The 16,509-nt window shown below is 71.7% G+C and carries 20 protein-coding genes; 15 read left to right on the forward strand and 5 right to left on the reverse strand.

Features of this window, described 5'->3' with window-relative positions; all coding sequences use genetic code 11:
* Positions 1 to 49 precede the first annotated feature (49 nt).
* The 11 genes from ACGFI1_RS21550 to ACGFI1_RS21600 all read left to right on the forward strand — a co-directional run bounded on the left by ACGFI1_RS21550 (position 50) and on the right by ACGFI1_RS21600 (position 11,089).
* Complete coding sequence (locus tag ACGFI1_RS21550) at positions 50 to 559, forward strand: nuclear transport factor 2 family protein (RefSeq protein ID WP_392787280.1); 510 nt, start codon at positions 50 to 52, stop codon at positions 557 to 559.
* A gap of 38 nt (positions 560 to 597) precedes the next feature.
* Positions 598 to 2,061, forward strand: coding sequence for an MFS transporter (locus ACGFI1_RS21555; RefSeq protein ID WP_392787283.1), 1,464 nt, complete (start codon positions 598 to 600; stop codon positions 2,059 to 2,061).
* On the forward strand, positions 2,058 to 3,362 hold the full coding sequence (locus ACGFI1_RS21560) for an FAD-binding oxidoreductase (protein ID WP_392787285.1): 1,305 nt from the start codon (positions 2,058 to 2,060) through the stop codon (positions 3,360 to 3,362). The genes ACGFI1_RS21555 and ACGFI1_RS21560 overlap by 4 nt, the downstream gene beginning before the upstream one ends.
* 500 nt (positions 3,363 to 3,862) lie before the next feature.
* Positions 3,863 to 4,861: an RNA polymerase subunit sigma-70 gene (locus tag ACGFI1_RS21565; RefSeq protein ID WP_392787287.1), complete on the forward strand. Its 999-nt coding sequence runs from the start codon at positions 3,863 to 3,865 to the stop codon at positions 4,859 to 4,861.
* 86 nt (positions 4,862 to 4,947) lie between these two features.
* Positions 4,948 to 5,394, forward strand: coding sequence for a DUF6069 family protein (locus ACGFI1_RS21570; RefSeq protein WP_392787289.1), 447 nt, complete (start codon positions 4,948 to 4,950; stop codon positions 5,392 to 5,394).
* A gap of 36 nt (positions 5,395 to 5,430) precedes the next feature.
* On the forward strand, positions 5,431 to 6,603 hold the full coding sequence (locus ACGFI1_RS21575) for a sensor histidine kinase (RefSeq protein WP_392787292.1): 1,173 nt from the start codon (positions 5,431 to 5,433) through the stop codon (positions 6,601 to 6,603).
* Entirely contained in the window at positions 6,600 to 7,253 is a 654-nt protein-coding gene (locus ACGFI1_RS21580) for a response regulator (protein ID WP_392787294.1), read from the forward strand. The genes ACGFI1_RS21575 and ACGFI1_RS21580 overlap by 4 nt, the downstream gene beginning before the upstream one ends.
* 155 nt (positions 7,254 to 7,408) lie before the next feature.
* Entirely contained in the window at positions 7,409 to 8,041 is a 633-nt protein-coding gene (locus tag ACGFI1_RS21585; protein ID WP_392787297.1) for a hypothetical protein, read from the forward strand.
* A 32-nt stretch (positions 8,042 to 8,073) separates the two neighbouring features.
* Complete coding sequence (locus ACGFI1_RS21590; protein ID WP_392787299.1) at positions 8,074 to 9,216, forward strand: serine hydrolase domain-containing protein; 1,143 nt, start codon at positions 8,074 to 8,076, stop codon at positions 9,214 to 9,216.
* A 170-nt stretch (positions 9,217 to 9,386) separates the two neighbouring features.
* On the forward strand, positions 9,387 to 10,502 hold the full coding sequence (locus ACGFI1_RS21595) for a helix-turn-helix domain-containing protein (RefSeq protein WP_392787301.1): 1,116 nt from the start codon (positions 9,387 to 9,389) through the stop codon (positions 10,500 to 10,502).
* Entirely contained in the window at positions 10,502 to 11,089 is a 588-nt protein-coding gene (locus ACGFI1_RS21600) for a hypothetical protein (protein WP_392787303.1), read from the forward strand. The genes ACGFI1_RS21595 and ACGFI1_RS21600 overlap by 1 nt, the downstream gene beginning before the upstream one ends.
* Before the next feature lie 111 nt (positions 11,090 to 11,200).
* Here the strand turns inward: ACGFI1_RS21600 and ACGFI1_RS21605 are convergent, their stop codons facing one another.
* Positions 11,201 to 11,383, reverse strand: coding sequence for a DUF397 domain-containing protein (locus ACGFI1_RS21605; RefSeq protein ID WP_392787305.1), 183 nt, complete (start codon positions 11,381 to 11,383; stop codon positions 11,201 to 11,203).
* Positions 11,374 to 12,189 carry a helix-turn-helix domain-containing protein gene (locus tag ACGFI1_RS21610; protein WP_392787307.1) on the reverse strand — a complete coding sequence of 272 codons (816 nt, stop codon included), beginning with the start codon at positions 12,187 to 12,189 and terminating at the stop codon, positions 11,374 to 11,376. The genes ACGFI1_RS21605 and ACGFI1_RS21610 overlap by 10 nt, the downstream gene beginning before the upstream one ends.
* Before the next feature lie 160 nt (positions 12,190 to 12,349).
* On the opposite strand from ACGFI1_RS21610, the gene ACGFI1_RS21615 reads away from it, so the two are divergent.
* Together ACGFI1_RS21615 and ACGFI1_RS21620 are read left to right on the forward strand one after the other, a co-directional pair.
* The gene (locus ACGFI1_RS21615; protein ID WP_392787310.1) at positions 12,350 to 12,745 is read left to right on the forward strand and encodes an ATP-binding protein; all 396 of its coding nucleotides are present in this window, start codon (positions 12,350 to 12,352) and stop codon (positions 12,743 to 12,745) included.
* Positions 12,739 to 13,080, forward strand: coding sequence for a hypothetical protein (locus ACGFI1_RS21620; RefSeq protein WP_392787312.1), 342 nt, complete (start codon positions 12,739 to 12,741; stop codon positions 13,078 to 13,080). The genes ACGFI1_RS21615 and ACGFI1_RS21620 overlap by 7 nt, the downstream gene beginning before the upstream one ends.
* Before the next feature lie 63 nt (positions 13,081 to 13,143).
* On the opposite strand, the gene ACGFI1_RS21625 is transcribed toward ACGFI1_RS21620, so the two are convergent.
* The 3 genes from ACGFI1_RS21625 to ACGFI1_RS21635 all read right to left on the reverse strand — a co-directional run bounded on the left by ACGFI1_RS21625 (position 13,144) and on the right by ACGFI1_RS21635 (position 15,066).
* Entirely contained in the window at positions 13,144 to 13,395 is a 252-nt protein-coding gene (locus ACGFI1_RS21625; RefSeq protein WP_392787315.1) for a hypothetical protein, read from the reverse strand.
* Positions 13,396 to 13,502: 107 nt separating this feature from the next.
* Positions 13,503 to 14,543, reverse strand: coding sequence for a DNA polymerase IV (locus tag ACGFI1_RS21630; protein WP_392787318.1), 1,041 nt, complete (start codon positions 14,541 to 14,543; stop codon positions 13,503 to 13,505).
* A gap of 34 nt (positions 14,544 to 14,577) precedes the next feature.
* Positions 14,578 to 15,066: a phytanoyl-CoA dioxygenase family protein gene (locus tag ACGFI1_RS21635; protein WP_392787322.1), complete on the reverse strand. Its 489-nt coding sequence runs from the start codon at positions 15,064 to 15,066 to the stop codon at positions 14,578 to 14,580.
* 413 nt (positions 15,067 to 15,479) lie between these two features.
* On the opposite strand from ACGFI1_RS21635, the gene ACGFI1_RS21640 reads away from it, so the two are divergent.
* Together ACGFI1_RS21640 and ACGFI1_RS21645 are read left to right on the forward strand one after the other, a co-directional pair.
* Positions 15,480 to 15,953, forward strand: coding sequence for a carboxymuconolactone decarboxylase family protein (locus ACGFI1_RS21640; RefSeq protein WP_138637360.1), 474 nt, complete (start codon positions 15,480 to 15,482; stop codon positions 15,951 to 15,953).
* 104 nt (positions 15,954 to 16,057) lie between these two features.
* A complete protein-coding gene (locus tag ACGFI1_RS21645; protein WP_392787324.1) occupies positions 16,058 to 16,393 on the forward strand; it encodes an SUKH-4 family immunity protein in 336 nt (111 codons plus the stop codon).
* The last annotated feature ends 116 nt before the right edge of the window (positions 16,394 to 16,509 follow it).

Below are 16,509 nucleotides of genomic sequence, written 5' to 3' on the forward strand. Positions count from 1 at the left end.
CAAGGGTTGGAGCAGTTCACCGACAACCTGACCTGCACGGGAGCCCGCTATGTACGTCACCGACGCCCACGCCCTGTCCGCCCCCGCCACCGAGCACGAGAAGACCGTGGCGGAGCTGCGCGACCGCACCGAGATCGTCGACGCGCTGTACCGGTTCGGGCTGGGGCAGGACCTGAAGGACGCGGAGCTGTTCGGCTCCTCGTTCACCGCCGACGCCGAGTTGGACTTCGCTCCCGCTGCGGCGAAGTGGGGCGGCCGGCCGCCGCTGATGGTGGGACGCGACACGATCGTCACCACGATCCTGGGCCTGTTCACCGGACGGGTGGACACCACCCACCAGGTCACCAACCCGCGCATCGTGGTCGACGGCGACACCGCGCGCCTGACCGCGCTGGTGGAGGCCCAGCACCTGCTCGCCGCCGACCGGGGCACCTTCGCCCTGCTGAAGAACCCCTACGCCGTCGACCTGGTCCGCGACGGCGACCGCTGGGTGATCCGCCGGCTGCGCATCGACAACGCCTGGTACACCGGCGACCCCGCCGCGATCTTCGCCGCCTGACCGTCCACGTCCCTGTACCCCGCCAAGGAAGAATCCCCATGTCGACGACCTTCCCGCGTCCCGGGCCCGCGCTGGCCCTGCTCGCGTTCGCCCAACTGATCATTTCCCTCGACTACAACATCGTCTATGTGGCGCTGCCGGAGATCGGCGACGGCCTCGGTTTCTCGGCGCAGACCCTCCAGTGGGTGGTCAGCGCCTACGCGGTGGCCTTCGGCGGATTCCTGCTGCTGGGCGGCCGCGCCAGCGATCTGCTCGGCCCGCGGCGGATGTTCGTGACCGGCCTCGGTCTGTACGCGGTGGCCTCACTGGTCGGCGGCTTGGCCGAGGCGGCCTGGCCGCTGGTGGCGGCGCGGGCCGCCCAGGGCCTGGGCGGGGCGCTGCTCTTCCCCGCGACCCTGACACTGATCAGCACCGGATTCGCGCCGGGCCGGGAACGCAACCGCGCCTTCGCGGTGTGGGGCACCGCCGGCGGCAGCGGCATGATCCTGGGATCGCTGCTGGGCGGGGTGCTCACCGACGCGTTCGGTTGGACGGCGGTCTTCTTCGTCAACGTGCCCCTCGCCGGCGCGGCCGCACTGGCCGCGCTGCCGCTGATCCCCACCCGGCCCCGGCAACGCGGGGGCGCGAGGCGCCGGTTCGACGCGGCCGGGGCGCTGACCGCCACCGCCGGGACCACGCTGCTGGTAGTCGCGCTGGTGCAGGGCCCCGAATCGGGCTGGACGTCCCCGCTGGTGGTCGTCGCGGCGGTGACCGGGGGGCTGCTGCTGGCGGCGTTCGTGGCCATCGAGCGGCGCGGCAATGATCCGCTGCTGCCGCCGGGGCTGCTGCGCGGCCGGGACCTGGGCGCGGGAGCGCTGGTCACCTTCCTGTACATGGGCACCTTCGGGACCCTGCTGTACTTCCTGACCGTCTACTTCCAGGCGGTGCACGACTACAGCGCGCTGCGCACCGGTCTGGCCTTCCTGGTCCCGATGGCCGCGATCGTCGCCGGATCGCAGCTGGCCGGACGGCTCGCCACCGCGCGCGGCGTGCGGCCCACCATGATCGGCAGTCTGCTCGTCGGCCTGGCCGGAACGGTCGTCCTCGCGATGACGCTGGCCACCGGGGCGTCCTACCTCGCGCTGGTCCCGGGGCTGGTGGTCCTCGGGGTCGGACAGGGCGCCGGTTACACCCTGATGTTCGGCGCGGCGACCTCCCAGACCCCCGCCGACCAGCAGGGCGTCGCCTCCGGGGTCGTCTCCACCACCCAGCAGATCGGCGGCGCCGTCGGCCTGGCCGTCCTGGTGGCCGTCGCCAACGCCGGCACCGACGGGCTCACCGGCCCGGCGCTGCGCGCGGCCACCGCCGACGGCCTGCGGACGGCGATGCTCGTCGCCGCGGCGGGCATCGCCCTGACCACCCTGGCCGCGCTCGGCTTCACCCCCGCCCGCGAGCACGCCTCCACCTCCCCGGCCGAATCCTCACCGGCCACCGAAACGACCTTGGAGAAGACACCGCTGTGAACGCTCTCAGCGAACTGCGCGAACTCGTCCGCGGCCGGGTGCTGCTTCCCGGAGACGGCGGCTTCGACCCGGCCCGCCGCCCGTGGAACCTGGCCGTCGAGCAGGATGTGCCCGCGGTGGTCGAGGCGGTGGACGCCGACGACGTCGCCGCGCTGGTCCGGTACGCCGGCGCCCGCGGGCTGCGGGTGTCGGCCCAGCCCAGCGGGCACGGCGCCACCGGCGACCTGGACGGTGCGCTCCTGCTGCGCACCCGGCACCTGGACGAGGTGTCGGTCGATCCCGCCGCCCGGACCGCGCGGGTCGGAGCGGGCGTGCGCTGGGGCGAGGTCCAGCGGGTCGCCGGCGAGCACGGCCTGACGGGGCTGCCCGGCAGTTCCCCCGTGGTGAGCGTGACCGGCTACACCCTCGGCGGCGGGCTCAGCTGGTTCTCCCGGGCCTACGGCTGGGCGGCCGACAGCGTCACCGCGTTCGAGGGCGTGACCGCCGACGGCGAGCGCTTCCGCGCGACGGCCGGCTCCGAGCTGTTGTGGGCCCTGCGCGGCGGGGGCGGCGACCACGCGGTCGTCACCGCACTGGAGTTCGACCTGCACCCCGCGCCCGAACTCTACGGCGGGCGGATGCTGTGGCCCGCCGACCGGGCCGCCGACGTCCTGGACGCCTACCGGGAGATCACCGCCACGGCACCGGACGCCCTCACCGTCTGGTTCGACCTGCTGAGCTTCCCCGGGACCACACCGATGGCCGCCGTGGACGCGACCTACCTGGGCGATCCAGCCGAGGGCAGGGACCTGCTGCGCCCGCTGGAGCGGCTCGGCGCGACACTGTCCGACGGCCGCGGACCCCTGCCGGTCGCCGAACTCGGTTCCATCACGGCCGAGCCGACCGAGCCCGGAGCCGGGATCTCGCGGGGAGAGCTGCTCACCACGATGGACGACCAGACGGCCAAGGCCCTGCTGGCGGAGCCCATCGACCCGCTGATGAGCGTGCAGGTCCGCCATCTCGGCGGCGCCCTCACCCGCCCCTCCGACAGCCCGCACGGGCCCCTCACCGAGCCGTACGCCCTCTACCTGTTCGGCGTGCCGACCTCACCCGAGTCCCGCGCTGCCATCCGGGCACGGCAGCGCGACCTCGTCCAGGGTCTCGCGCCCGCGATCAGCGGACGCAAGCCCTACACCTTCCTGACTCCGGGAGAGACCGCCGCCGACGCCTTCGCACCCGACGCCCTGGCCCGGCTGCGCGCCGTCAAGCACGGCCACGATCCGCACCACACGATCCGCAGCAACTACCCCGTCACGTTCTGACCGCCCGACCTGCCACCAGGCGACACCCACGTCATGACGAGGAAGGAGGGGAAACGCATGACCGCTCCGACGGGAAGGTCCTCGGCACCGCCAACGGCGTCCGCAACCATCGCGGGGGAGCCGCCCACATCGCCAGTGCGAGCTTCATGGTGGATCCGGCGCGCCTCGGGGCGGGGCGCGGGATCGGCGCTCTGCGATCACGTGCTCGAACAGGCACGGGCCGACGGGTTCCGGGCCATCCAGTAGAACGGCGTCGTGGAGACCAACGCGCGAGCCGTCACCCTCTGGCGCTCGCGCGGCTTCGCCGTGGTGGGGCCCCTTCCTCCGGAGGGCTTCCGTCACCCGAGGCACGCGTTCCCACCGGCATTTGCTCCGCGCTCGACATCCCTTGGACGGTGCTCTGCGGCCGGGCATGAGCGGGCTCAGCGTACGAGTGATGAGTTGTCGCGCCCGCCCCCGTCATACCTGTGACGGAACACGACGAGGGGAAGGATGACGCGATGAGGGCGGACACGTGGCTGGAGGAGCTGAGCGTGAGCGGTCTGGGCGAGGTCGACGAGCCGGCGTTCACGGGGCTGGCGGAGCGGCACCGGCGGGAGCTGCACGTGCACTGCTACCGGATGCTCGGGTCGTTCGAGGACGCCGAGGACACCGTGCAGGAGACGTTCCTGCGCGCCTGGCGGCGGCGCGAGACCTTCGAGGGGCGGTCGACGTTCCGGGCCTGGCTGTACCGGATCGCCACCAACGCCTGCCTGGACCTGCTCGCCAAGCGCCGCCCGGAACCCGCGACCGGCGGTGAGGTGCCGTGGTTGCAGCCCTACCCGGACCGGCTGCTGGACGAGGTGCCCGCAGGCGACGCGGACGAGCCGGAGGCCGTCGCGCTCGCGCGGGAGACGATCGAGCTGGCCTACCTGGTCGCGGTCCAGCACCTGGCACCGCGGCCGCGGGCCGCGCTGATCCTGCGGGACGTGGTCGGCTGGCCGGCGAAGGACGTCGCGGAGCTGCTCGGCGACTCGGTCAACTCCGTGAACAGCGCGCTGCAGCGGGCCCGCGCCGGCATGCGGGAGCACCTGCCCGCCGAGCGGCAGGACTGGACCGGCGGCGAGGAGGACACCGGGACGCGCGAGGTGGTGCGCCGCTTCACCGAAGCCAGCGTGGCCACCGACATCGACGCGCTCGCCGCCCTGCTGCGCGACGACGTCCGGTGCTCGATGCCGCCCACTCCGGGCCTGCAGGTCGGCCGCGACGCGGTGGTGAACGACTGGGTCGAGGACGGCTTCGTGGGCATGACGGGCCTGCGCGCCGTCCCCACCTCCGTGAACCGGCAGCCCGCCCTCGGCTTCTACCAGTGGCGGGAGCGTGAGGGCGCCTACCTGCCGCTCACGGTCGACGTCCTGCGCATCACCGGCGGCGCGATCACCGAGATCACGACGTTCCACGCCGACCAGTTCCCGCGCCTCGGGCTGCCCAAGCGCCTGCCGGCCGACGGCACGGAGTAGCTCCGCCCTGCGCAGCCCCCGCCGTCGCACGGCGCGGGGTGCGCTCCGCCCCGCACTGTGCCAGGCACCGCCCGTTGGAGGACGGCATGAACGTCATCGCAGCCCCCGCATCGCCCCACCGATTCCGCAGACTCACCGGTACCGGCCTCGTCGCCGCGCTCGCGGCGATGGCGGCCACCACCCTCGCCGCCGCACTCGCTCAGGCCGCCGGCGTCGACTTCGAGATCCCCGACGGCGGCGAGCAGATCCCGCTGCCCGGATTCGCCGTGGTGACCGGCTTCTTCTCGGTCGTGGGCATCGCCATCGCCGCCGCCCTCCTCCGCTGGAGCGCTCGTCCCGCCGCGCGGTTCGTGTGGACGGCGGTATCGCTGACGGCGATCTCGTTGGTCCCGCCCCTCGTCTCGGGGGCGGGCACCGCCACCACCGTGACCCTTCTGGTGCTGCATCTCGTCCCCGCGGCGGTGATGATCCCCGCGCTGGCGCGCGGCCTCCGCGTCCCCGGTCGCCGGACGGGATATCCCTCGCACGACTGAGGCGATCATGCCCGGTCCGGCCGCGATACTGGGGGAATGTCCGATCGGCTCCGTGGTTTCGGTCTCTCCCCGCGCGCGGGGGCCGGCCGTCTCGTGGACGTGCTGGTCGCCGCCGCCGTCGCGGTGCCGGTGTTCGTGCCGTTCGCCACGGCGCCGGAGGTGTCGCCGCTCGGCGTGGTGGTCAACCTCGGCACGGTCGTGCCGCTGGTGTGGCGGCGGCGGGCGCCGTTCGCGGTCGCGCTGGTCGTGGCGTCCTTCGCCATGGCCGTGTCGCTGTACGACCGGCCCGGCCAGGCGTTGCAGTACGGCGCGCTGGTGGCCGTCTACACGCTCGCCGACCTCGGGCGGTACCGCTGGCAGCGCTGGGGCTTCATCGCCGTGCTCGTGGCGACGATCCCGCCCGGCGCGCTGCTCATCAAGGACAACGACGCGGCCGAGTTCATGTTCACGCTGCTCCTGCCCATGACGGCGTTCCTGCTGGGCACGCTCGCACGGACCGCGCGGGAGCGGTCGGACGCGCTGGTGGAGCGCTCGGCGCAGCTCGAACGCGAACGCGAGGCCGAGGCGGCGCGGGCGGCGGCGGAGGAGCGGTCCCGCATCGCCCGCGACATGCACGACGTGCTCGCGCACGCCGTCAGCATCATGGTCGTGCAGGCCGAGGCCGGTCCGGTCGTGGTCCGCACTGATCCCGACCGGGCGGAACGTGTCTTCGACGCCATCGCCGACGCGGGCCGGGACGCGATGGCCCAGCTGCGCCGCACGCTGGGCGTCCTCAAGGAGGAGCAGGACCACGGCGTCCGCGCGCCGCAGCCCACCATCGGCGCGCTGCCGGAGCTGGTCGAGCACGTCGACCGCACGCAGGTCCGGGTGCGGCTCACGGTGGAGGGCGCGAGCCGCGCGCTCCCCGCCGACGCCGATCTGGCGGCCTACCGCATCGTCCAGGAGGCGCTCACCAATACGGTGAAGCACGCCAACGCGCGGGAGGCCGAGGTCCGGCTCCGCTGGACCGACCACGAACTGGAGATCACGGTGACCGACGACGGGCAGGGCGGTGGCGGCGCCGACGCGGGATGGCGGCGCGGGGGCAGCGGCCTCATCGGCATCCGGGAGCGCGTCGCCGCCTGCGGCGGGACGGCCGAGGCCGGTCCCCTGCCGGGCGGCGGGTTCCGCGTCCTGGCGCGGCTCCCCTACGCGGCGGTGACCGCGTGATCCGGGTCGTGCTCGCCGACGACCAGGAGCTGGTCCGCAGCGGCTTCGCCATGATCCTGGACGCGCAGCCCGACATCGAGGTGGCGGGCGAGGCGGGCGACGGGTCCGCCGCGATCGCCGCCGTGCGCGAGCACGCGCCCGACGTGGCGCTGCTCGACATCCGCATGCCGGGCCTGGACGGCATCGAGGCCGCGAAGGTCGTGTGCGCCGACACCTCCACCCGCGTGATCATGCTGACCACGTTCGACCAGGACGACTACGTCTACGACGCGCTCTACGCCGGTGCGAGCGGGTTCCTGCTGAAGGACGTGCGCCGCGACGACCTGGTGCACGCGGTGCGGGTGGTGGCGGCGGGGGATTCGCTGCTCGCGCCCGCCGTCACCCGCCGCCTCATCTCCGACATCACCCGCGACCGCCCGCGCTCGGGCGCCACCGCCTCCGACCGCCTGTCGGTGCTGACCGAGCGGGAGCGCGAGACGCTGCGGCTGCTCGGCCGCGGCCTGTCGAACGCGGAGATCGCCGCGGCGATGGTCGTCAGCGAGCACACGGTGAAGACGCACGTGAGCAACGTCCTGTCCAAGCTCGGCATCCGCGACCGCGTCCAGGCAGTGATCGTCGCGTACGAGACCCGGCTGATCGAGCCCTCCTGACCGGACGCCTCCCTCACACGAGGGAGCCGGGCCCCGGTCCTCCCCCGCGCGACCGATGTCCGAAGACCGCTCGCGGCGGCGATCCGCCGGCCACCGGTCTCTCGCGAAGATCGAGATCACAACAACGCAGATCTCGAACTCCGGGAGAACCGCTCATGTCCAGGATCGCCTTCCATCTCGCGCCCGCCCTCATGCTCGCCTACGGGGTCGTCCGGCTCATCGACGGCCGCGACGGGCAGCACGGGCCAGGACCCGCCTGGACCGTGGGTCACCTGCTCTTCCTCGGCGCCCTCCTGCTGTACGCGGGGGTGATCGCGGGCGTGCACGGCCGCATCCGGACCACGGCCGGTGGCGCCGCCGGCCGGGTCGCGGCGGGCGTCACGAGCGCGGTCGCCGCGTTCGGGCTGCTCACGTTCGTCCGCGTCGCGATCATCGACATCTTCGTCGGCCTGGAGGCCGCGGACCCCGCCGAGAAGAGCATGCTCGCCGACCGGTACGCCGACGTCCCGGCCGTTCTCCCGCAGGCGATCTACGAGATCGGGCCGGTGTTCTTCATGCTCGGGCTGGTGGCGCTGCTCGTCCAGTTCGCGGTCGCCACCCCCGGCCGCAAGGCCGTGGCCGTCCTGAGCCCGGTCCTGGTCGCCCTCGGATTCGTCGCCATCACGGTCAACCTGGACCTGCTCCCGGCGGGCGCGGCGCTCATCTGGGTCGCCCTCGCCCCGCCCACCCGCGGCCAGCGCTCGTCCTCCCCAGCACGCGCCGGCGCCGGCGCCCGCGCCACGGCCTGACCAGAACTCTTCGAAGCTCACAGGAGAAGCACATGACCAAGCAGAAGCGCACCTTGCGCGGCGCACTCGCCTTGTCCCTGGCAGCCGGTGTCGCGCTGAGCGGACCAGCAGCCGACGCCACCGCCGACGAGGCTCCGCTGCGGGAACTGATGCACCGCCTGACCACGGTCGACGGCGGCCCGGGAGCGCTACTCCACGTCCGGGACGGCCGCACCCGCACCGCTCTGACCAGCGGCGTCGCGGACGTGACGAGCGGTGCGCCCATGCGCGCAGGCAGCAGGTTCCGCATCGGCAGCATGACCAAGCCGTTCGTGGCCACGGTCGTCCTCCAGCTGGTGGGAGAGCACCGGGTCATCCTGGACGCGCCGGTCGAGCGCTACCTGCCCGGCGTCGTGCGCGGGAACGGCAACGACGGGCGCGTCATCACCGTCCGCCAACTGCTCCAGCACACCAGCGGAATCCCCGACTACCTCACCTACCTCGACCCCCGGGAGGTCCTGAAGGACCCACTCGCCCACCACGACACCCGCGACCTGGTCGACCTCGCGCTCGCCCACCCGCGCGTCTTCGAGCCCGGTGAAGGCTGGCGCTACTCCAACACCAACTACCTGCTGGCCGGGATGCTCATCGAGAAGGTAACCGGCCGCACCTACGGCGAGGAGATCCGCCGGCGCGTCATCAAGCCGCTCGGCCTGCGCGACACCTCCGTGCCGACCGACGCGTCCACGATCTCCGGACCGCACCCGCGGGGTTACGCGCGCCCGGGCCCCACGGCGCCGCTCCTCGACGTCACCGCGTTCAACCCCTCGGCCGCGGGTGCGGGCGGCTCGATGATCTCCAGCGGTCCGGACCTCAACCGGTTCCTCGGCGCCCTCGTGCGCGGCAGGCTGCTGCGCCCGGCCCAGCTACGGGAAATGATGAAGACCCGCCCGACCAACCCCGACGACCCGAGTGACGGCGACCACCGCGCCTACGGCCTCGGCCTTGAGAGCCACTCGCTCCCCTGCGGCGGCCTGTACTGGGGCCACAGCGGCGACATCCTCGGCTACGAGACCGTCGGCGGCGCGACGACCAGCGGCCGCCAGGCGACCGTCATGGTGAACGTCGACCCGGGCGGCACGGACGCCCAGAGCGACGACATGGAGACCGCCGTCCAAACAGCCCTCTGCCAATAATCGTCCCCACCCCCGAGGGGCCGGGCCACTCCCCGAGTGGCCCGGCCCCTCAACGTCGTTGGCGCAACCAACAAAACCATGTTTCACAGGCACGGCCAACATTGGTTATGCCAACGAAAGGCTTCCCGTGCCCACGGACACCCGCATCGCCATGTTCTATTATGGAACACATGACGGTGGACGCGGAGGAGATCGGTCGGCGGATCGCCGAGGCGCGCGGCAGAGCCGGTTTGACGCAGGAGGCGCTGGCCGATCGGCTCGCTCTGGCACGCTCGTCCCTGGCCAAGATCGAGGGTGGCAGCCGCCGCGTGACGGCGCTGGAGCTGGCGCGGGTAGCGGAGGAGTTGGGCACCCGTATCGAATGGTTCCTGGAGGACGCGCCGGAGGCGATCGTCTCACGGCGGAACGCCCAGGATCCGGGCGCGCCAAGCCCCGGAATCGATCTCGTGGTCGAACGAGTCGCACGGGCAGTGGAGTTCGTTTCCGAGCGCTCGCGGCGTCTGCCTCTCACGAGCCCACCGGAAGCAGCGATGCCCCGAGATCGCGAACAAGCGGAGGAACTGGCCGCGAACGCTCGCTCACTCCTTGGCGCTGCTCCAGGCGGACCGATCACAGACCTGGCCGGGCCATTCGCGGCGATCGGACTGCTGGCGTTCTCGTTCGACCTCGGCAGGGATTCGGCCGACGCCGCGACAATCCTGCTCCGCCACGGCGGGGTGGCGATCATCAATGGAGACAGACCTGTCGGCCGCAGGCGCCTCGCTCTCGCCCACGAGTTGGGCCACTACCTGGTAGCGGACGAGTACGCCGTCGACTGGCGCGTCGCCGAAGCACAAGATGCCGAACGGCGAGAGAGCCTTCTCGACCGCTTCGCCCGAGCCGTCCTGCTACCGCCGACGAGCATCGAGGAGGACTGGCACCGGTTCGCGTCAGGCGACGGCGGGCTCCGCTCAGCAGCGGTCCGCATGGCCAGTTCCTACCGCGTCGACATGGCGACTCTTGCGCGACGGCTCGCCGAACTCGCCATCATCGATGGCGCCGATGCGCAGAAGGTTCGTGAGACCAGGACGACACGCGCCGACATCGTCGAGTACGACCTCGTCGTGGCCGACGAACTGGCTTCGCCGGCTCTTCCACGCGTCTACGAGCGCGCGGTCCTCTCGTTGTACCGAGAGGAAACGATCTCAAGTGCACGGGCGCTGGACCTGCTGTTCGACACCTGGGGAGACGAGCCGTTGCCTACGCTCCCCAGGCGTTCCGAGGGTGAGATCTGGCAGTTCGTCTGATGGAGGGCACCGGCCAGGAAGTGCTCGTCTTCGACACCGGCCCGCTCAGTCATTTCGCGAAGGAGGGCTGGCTCGGCTGCCTGCGCGCCGTTGTCGGCAGGCGGCGGGCCGTCATCCCCGACACGGTCGTCAGGGAGTTAAGGGACGGCGGTCACCAGCATCCGCACCTCCGAGCCGTACTCGCCGCTCCATGGATCGAGCAGCGCGACCTCACGACCGAGCTGGAGGAGTTCGCCACCTTCAGCGCCCTATTGGTCGGCTCGGACGGGCGCAACGTCGGCGAGGCAGGGGTCCTCGCGTACGCGAAGGCGCATGGCGCCACGGCCATCATCGATGACGGTGCAGCCCGAAAGGCTGCGAAGGACCACCAGGTTCCCCACCAAGGAACCCTCGGCCTGCTCTGCGCCAGCGTCCGTGAAGGCCTGCTCACCCTAGACCTGGTGTCAGAGCTGGCCGATCACCTGTTGGAAGGCGACTACCGCCTTCCCTTCGCTCCAGGCGAGTTCAAGCTCTGGGCGCGCGAGCACCTCGGTTTGGGCATGGAACCGCCCCAGACACCGCCCACCGAAGAACTGTCCCCAACCTGATCCGCTTCAAATGGATGGTGTGCCACCGCCCGGCGAGCCCGCGAACACCACCTGCTCGGCAAGGGCATGGGGCCGACCGCTCCACAGACCGTCGCTCAGCCGCATGTTCCCCTACCGCTTCAAGTCGGTCAACAGCGCCGCGAAAGCGCGGCGCGTCACCAGCAGCTTCGGGCCGTCCGGGTCCTTGCTGTCACGAACAGCCACCGTCATGGTGGCCGAGGCCAGTTCCACGCAGTCGCCGCCGTTAGGACCGGTGTAGCTCGACTTACGCCAGGCAGCCTTGGTCAGGTCCATTGTTCCCTTACCACCTTACGAATCATTTGCAGTGACTGGTCTACGGGCAAAGCAAGCGAGCGAACCGATAGGAGGGCTTTGCTTACGCCCGCGATATCGTCAGCATCGGTGAGAGTCATCCCACGTACGGTCATGTCTACGTGAGCGATTTCGCTCCTGTCAGGCATGGTAGCGAGAGCACAGGCGCCCAGGTTGCCGAGGTGTTCTCCTCTACTCGGGACCACCTGCACGGTGACGATGCCTCCCTCGGCAAGCTGCAGAACGTGCTCCAGTTGCTCCTTCATGATCTCTGGACTGCCGGTGAGCCGGTGCAGTGAGACCTCGTCCTGCAGGACCGAGAAGTCAGGCGGGGGCGGGTTCTTCCTGGTCAGGATGCTCTGTCGGTTGAGGCGCGCCTCAACCGCATCCTTGTCGCCCTTGAGAAGCGCAGAAGCGTACGCAGGGACTTGGAGTAGGCCGTGAATCAGGAGCGGTTGGTAGGACTGGAGCATGTCCGCTTCGGCTTCGACGGTGTGCCAGTCGAACCACGTGGGGAACTTGGCGTCCTTCACCAAGTCGTCGTAGAGGTTGAGCAGCTCGCCGTTCGCGTCGAGGTGGTGGTCCATCGTCTCGGCGAAGTCGCGGGTGCAGCGGGTGCGGCCGTTCTCGATGGCACCGATGTACTGCGGTTTTACGCCTTGGCCGCCGTTCGCGCGGCGGGCCAGGGCGTCCTGGGTCCAGCCCTTGGCCTCGCGGAGCCGCCGGAAGCGGCGTCCGAATGCGAGCAGCGTCGGCGAGACCGTCCCGCGCATCCGCTGTGGAGCCATGTCCTCATCCTCCCTCGCAAAGGGCGCCCAACCAATACCCAAGCGGGACGGGCGCACGGAACCTGACTTGCCTCACATGTACTGTGGTTTGTAACGCAGAGTACATCGCCTGTGGTTGACTGTCGTCGAAGATTCACGACTCGGTCAAAGGTGGTGGGTGATGCCTCCGATAGTGGTCGCGCCTGATGAGGGGCGGACGACGATCGTTCTCGACCCGGACGAGCAGGCGCCGGCGCTCGCGCGGCGGTTCGTGGCCGAGTGGTTCCGGGAGTGGGGGATCTCGGACGACTCGGACGCGCGGGTCGTCGCATCCGAACTGGTCACGAACTCGCTGGTGCACGGCAAGGGGCCGATCGTCCTCCGGGTGCTGCGGGACGAGGACGACGGGCGTCCTGTCATCGAGGCGTGGGACGGCGGCGACGGGATGCCGGAGGTCCAGCCGGAGGATCACGCGGCCCTGGGCGGGCGCGGGCTGCTGATGGTGTCGCGGCTCGCGGTGGCGTGGGGGACGCGGCCGCTGCTCGAAGGCGGGAAGATCACGTGGGCGAAGTGCTGAGTCTGGAACGGTCCGCCCTGTACTGGCGGACGCGGCTGGGGCGGGCGACCGCCGTCCGGCACCTCGACGCACTCTCTGTGGCGCTCCGGCCGCAGGGCTGGCGCTTCATCAAGGTCTACCGGCCCGCGCCGATCCCGCTGCTCTGGGTCTACGCGAACGGCGGCGAGGGCGTCGGGATCGTGGTGAGCGTGCTGGCCGTCCCGCATGGCGCGTGGGCCTATCACGACGCCCGGCGGGGGCGGCGCGGCTACCTGTGCCCGTGCGGGGACGCGAAGGCGGCGGCCGAGGTCGTCGGCGGGCTGCTCAAGCACCGGATGTACCCGGCCACCTGGTAGGACGCGATCCGCACATGGAAAGGGGCCCGTCCCCCCCGGACGGGCCCCTTGCCGGTGCGGCGGTCAGCCGAAGGCGGAGCACTCCACCACGGCGCGCCGTTCGGTCATGCCCTGCTGGACCGAAGTCTTCACGCAGGACTGCTGCTTCTCGGTCAGCTTCGGCTGGCCGCACTCGGTGACGCTGGAGTACGTGCGGCAGTCCTGGCGCGCGTCCTTGCCCTGGGCGGGATCGGCCGCCTGGGCGGCGGCCGCGCCGCCCACGCCCCCGACCCCGACCACGGCTGCGATCAGTGCGCCGGTCATGACCCTCTTCATCTGCTTCGCTCCCCCGTCGCGTACATCAGGCAACGACCACCTTCATCCCCAGGCCCTAACCGCCCAAAACACGACAAAAGGTCAAGAAAAGCGAGTGTCTCCGCAGGTCAAGCCCCGGTGACGGGACGCGGCCGGGCGAACTCGGCGCGGACGCCCAGCAGGCGCACCGGACGGCCGCCGCTGAACCGGGCCAGCGCGGCCAGGGCGGCCTCCTCGATCCGGTCCGGAGCCGTTGTCGGCGCGGCCAGCGTGCTGCCGTGGGTGCGGGTGGTGAACGGCGCGTACCGGACCTTCACGATCACGCGGGCGACCTTCCCGCCGTCGTCCGCCACGTCGTCCGCGACCCGGCGCGCCAGCCGGGAGACCTCGCGGCGCACGTTCTCCCAGTCGTCCAGGTCCTGCTGGAACGTGGTCTCCCGGCCCCGGGAGCGCGGGACGTGCGGCGCGTCACTCACCGGCGAACCGTCCAGGCCCCGGGCGAGCCGCACCAGCCACGGGCCGGTCACGGGGCCGAACCGCTCGGCCAGCGCGCCCGGGTCGGCCGTCGCGAGTTCCCGGACCGTGGTGATCTCCAGCTCCTTCAACCGCTTGGCCGTCTTGGCCCCGATGCCCCAGAGCGCGTCGGTCGGCCGGTCGCCGAGGACCGCGAACCAGGTGTCCCCGGTGAGCCGGAAGACCCCGGCCGGCTTGCCGAGACCGGTCGCGATCTTGGCCTGGAGCTTGTTCTCGCCGATGCCCACCGTGCAGTCGAGGCCCGTCGCCGCGTTGACGCGGGCGCGGATCTCCGCCGCCAACGCCTCCGGGTCGCCGTCGACCGCCAGGAACGCCTCGTCCCAGCCGAGCACCTCCACCACGGCGCCGAACCCGCGCAGCGTCTCCATGACCCGCGCCGACACGGACTCGTAGAGCTCGCGGTCCACGGGCAGGAACACCGCGTCCGGGCAGCGCCGCGCCGCCGTGCGGAGCGGCTGCCCCGAGTGGACGCCGTAGGCGCGCGCCTCGTAGGAGGCGGTGCTCACCACACCGCGCTTCGTCGGATCGCCGTCGCCGCCGACGATCACCGGCCGCCCGCGCAACTCCGGCCGGCGCAGCACCTCGACGGCCGCGAGGAACTGGTCCAGATCGACGTGCAGCACCCAGGGAGCCACCCCTCGATTGTGCCCGCTGCCAGCGGGAACATCGCTACCGGTCGAGAGCGCGCCTGATCGCCGCCTCCACGGCCGAAGGGCCGTCCGGGTGCAGCGGCCGCGCCGGGCTCAGCTTCGGCTGCCCCAGGAAGCGCGGCCTCGTCCCGGTGTTCGGCTGCCCGGCGTGCACCAGGAACGGGTGGCACAGGTAGACGTCACCCGCACGACCCGTGGCGTGGACGGTCGGCCGGTGCGCGGTGGCGGCGTCCGCCCGCCGGCCCAGCTCCCGAGCGTCCAGGCCGTGGTCCCCCTCGGGTTCGAGGACGCGCGCCACGTCCAGGTGGGAGCCGGGACGCAGCCGGGTCGGCCCGTCGTCCGGGCCGACGTCGGAGAGCAGGAAGAACATCAGCAGCGCGCGGTCCCTGGACGCGACGTTCGCGCGCCAGGTCATGTAGTCGTCCGGGACGGAACCGGGGCCCGGGAAGCTCACGTCGACGTGCCAGCCGTCCACGACGGCCGGTTCGCCGCTCGGGAAGCGGATCACGAAGCCGCCGAGGCTGGTGCGGGGCCACGAGGGCGTCGAACGCGGCGTGCAGGCGCGGCGTGTTGGCGGCGGCCACGAACGGCGGCTGCGCGTAGTCCGGACGGGCCGCCACCGTGCGCGGCCACGTGGCCGGGTCGCCGGGGTCGGCGCCCAAGTCCTGCCAGATGACGTCCCGGCACTCGGCCGCGACCTCGCCGGGGAACGCGCCCTCGATCCGGACGAACCCGTCCTCGATGAAGGCGTCCGGCTGTGCGGCGTCGAGCATGATCACACGATGCCGAACCGGGCCCCGCCGCCGCCAGCCGTTTTCCGCCGGACGGCCCGCGTGAAGCAGATCACAAGGGCTGAGCTGTCACAACCGAAACGGCTGTCACGTCAACCTGGTGTACGCGGAGATACCTCAAGGAGACACCATGGACGCTCGCCTCAACCTCTACGGCGTTTCGATCATGCCCAAGTTCATGAAGTACCTGCAGTCGGCGGGCAAGATCGTCGCGGACTCGGGGCTGCCGACCACGACGCAGCACCTGGTGGAGATCCGGGCCAGCCAGATCAACGGCTGCGGTTTCTGCGTCGACATGCACACCAAGGAGGCCGCGCACCACGGGGAGACGCAGCTGCGCATCAACATGGTCGCCGCCTGGCGCGAGGCCACCGTCTTCACCGACGCCGAGAAGGCCGCCCTTGAGCTGACCGAGGAGGGCACCCGCATCGCCGACACCCCCGGGGGCGTCAGCGACGAGGCGTGGACCAACGCCGCCAAGCACTACGACGACGACCAGCTCGGCGCCCTGGTCGCCCTCATCTCGATGATCAACACCTGGAACCGGCTGAACGTCATCACCCGGCAGCCCGCCGGTGACTACGTGGCCGGCTCGTTCGGCTGATCCGAGCCCGCCCCTGGGAAGGCCCCGCCGGTCGGCGGGGCCTTCGTCATTCCAACCCGCCATTCCGGCCCGTCCGGCGAATCACACCGTGGTAGGCATTCCGGATGGGTTCGGCGATGACGCACGAGCAACTGCTGGAGCCATTCGGGGCGGACGGAGTGCTGCGGCTGCCCGATTCCGGGGTGGCGCACGAGCCCGCGCGGCCCCACCCGATCAACACCGACATCTCGACCGTCGCCTTCGCGCAATGGCTGATCCGCCGGGTCCAGCTGCTCGACCCCGTCCACGACCTCCTCCGGGCGGAGGCCGCGCTCGTCGCGAACCTGATCCGGATCCTCGGCGCCGCCGACCCCGTCGCCTGCCGCCCACTCGCCGACGACGGCGACCGCCGGTACTGGCCGGAACTGTTCGAGGACGGCTGCGCCGCGGGCATCTACTGACCCCCTGGACGGCCCTGAGCGGCCCGACACGCCCCGGACATGCGAAGAGGCCCCTCCCGGACGGAAGGGGCCTCTCGCGTGTCGTCAGTCAGGGTGTCCGCGAGCCGGGGCACCGC

The sequence above is a fragment of the Actinomadura geliboluensis genome (assembly GCF_043197915.1).
Taxonomy (GTDB): domain Bacteria; phylum Actinomycetota; class Actinomycetes; order Streptosporangiales; family Streptosporangiaceae; genus Spirillospora; species Spirillospora geliboluensis.

Bases quoted from the DNA above. Each gene is read 5' to 3' on its own strand.
- ACGFI1_RS21550 (WP_392787280.1), top strand. From the start codon at position 50: ATGTACGTCACCGACGCCCACGCCCTGTCCGCCCCCGCCACCGAGCAC.
- ACGFI1_RS21555 (WP_392787283.1), top strand. From the start codon at position 598: ATGTCGACGACCTTCCCGCGTCCCGGGCCCGCGCTGGCCCTGCTCGCG.
- ACGFI1_RS21565 (WP_392787287.1), top strand. From the start codon at position 3,863: ATGAGGGCGGACACGTGGCTGGAGGAGCTGAGCGTGAGCGGTCTGGGC.
- ACGFI1_RS21570 (WP_392787289.1), top strand. From the start codon at position 4,948: ATGAACGTCATCGCAGCCCCCGCATCGCCCCACCGATTCCGCAGACTC.
- ACGFI1_RS21575 (WP_392787292.1), top strand. From the start codon at position 5,431: ATGTCCGATCGGCTCCGTGGTTTCGGTCTCTCCCCGCGCGCGGGGGCC.
- ACGFI1_RS21585 (WP_392787297.1), top strand. From the start codon at position 7,409: ATGTCCAGGATCGCCTTCCATCTCGCGCCCGCCCTCATGCTCGCCTAC.
- ACGFI1_RS21590 (WP_392787299.1), top strand. From the start codon at position 8,074: ATGACCAAGCAGAAGCGCACCTTGCGCGGCGCACTCGCCTTGTCCCTG.
- ACGFI1_RS21595 (WP_392787301.1), top strand. From the start codon at position 9,387: ATGACGGTGGACGCGGAGGAGATCGGTCGGCGGATCGCCGAGGCGCGC.
- ACGFI1_RS21600 (WP_392787303.1), top strand. From the start codon at position 10,502: ATGGAGGGCACCGGCCAGGAAGTGCTCGTCTTCGACACCGGCCCGCTC.
- ACGFI1_RS21605 (WP_392787305.1), bottom strand. From the start codon at position 11,383: ATGGACCTGACCAAGGCTGCCTGGCGTAAGTCGAGCTACACCGGTCCT.
- ACGFI1_RS21610 (WP_392787307.1), bottom strand. From the start codon at position 12,189: ATGGCTCCACAGCGGATGCGCGGGACGGTCTCGCCGACGCTGCTCGCA.
- ACGFI1_RS21615 (WP_392787310.1), top strand. From the start codon at position 12,350: ATGCCTCCGATAGTGGTCGCGCCTGATGAGGGGCGGACGACGATCGTT.
- ACGFI1_RS21625 (WP_392787315.1), bottom strand. From the start codon at position 13,395: ATGAAGAGGGTCATGACCGGCGCACTGATCGCAGCCGTGGTCGGGGTC.
- ACGFI1_RS21640 (WP_138637360.1), top strand. From the start codon at position 15,480: ATGGACGCTCGCCTCAACCTCTACGGCGTTTCGATCATGCCCAAGTTC.
- ACGFI1_RS21645 (WP_392787324.1), top strand. From the start codon at position 16,058: ATGGGTTCGGCGATGACGCACGAGCAACTGCTGGAGCCATTCGGGGCG.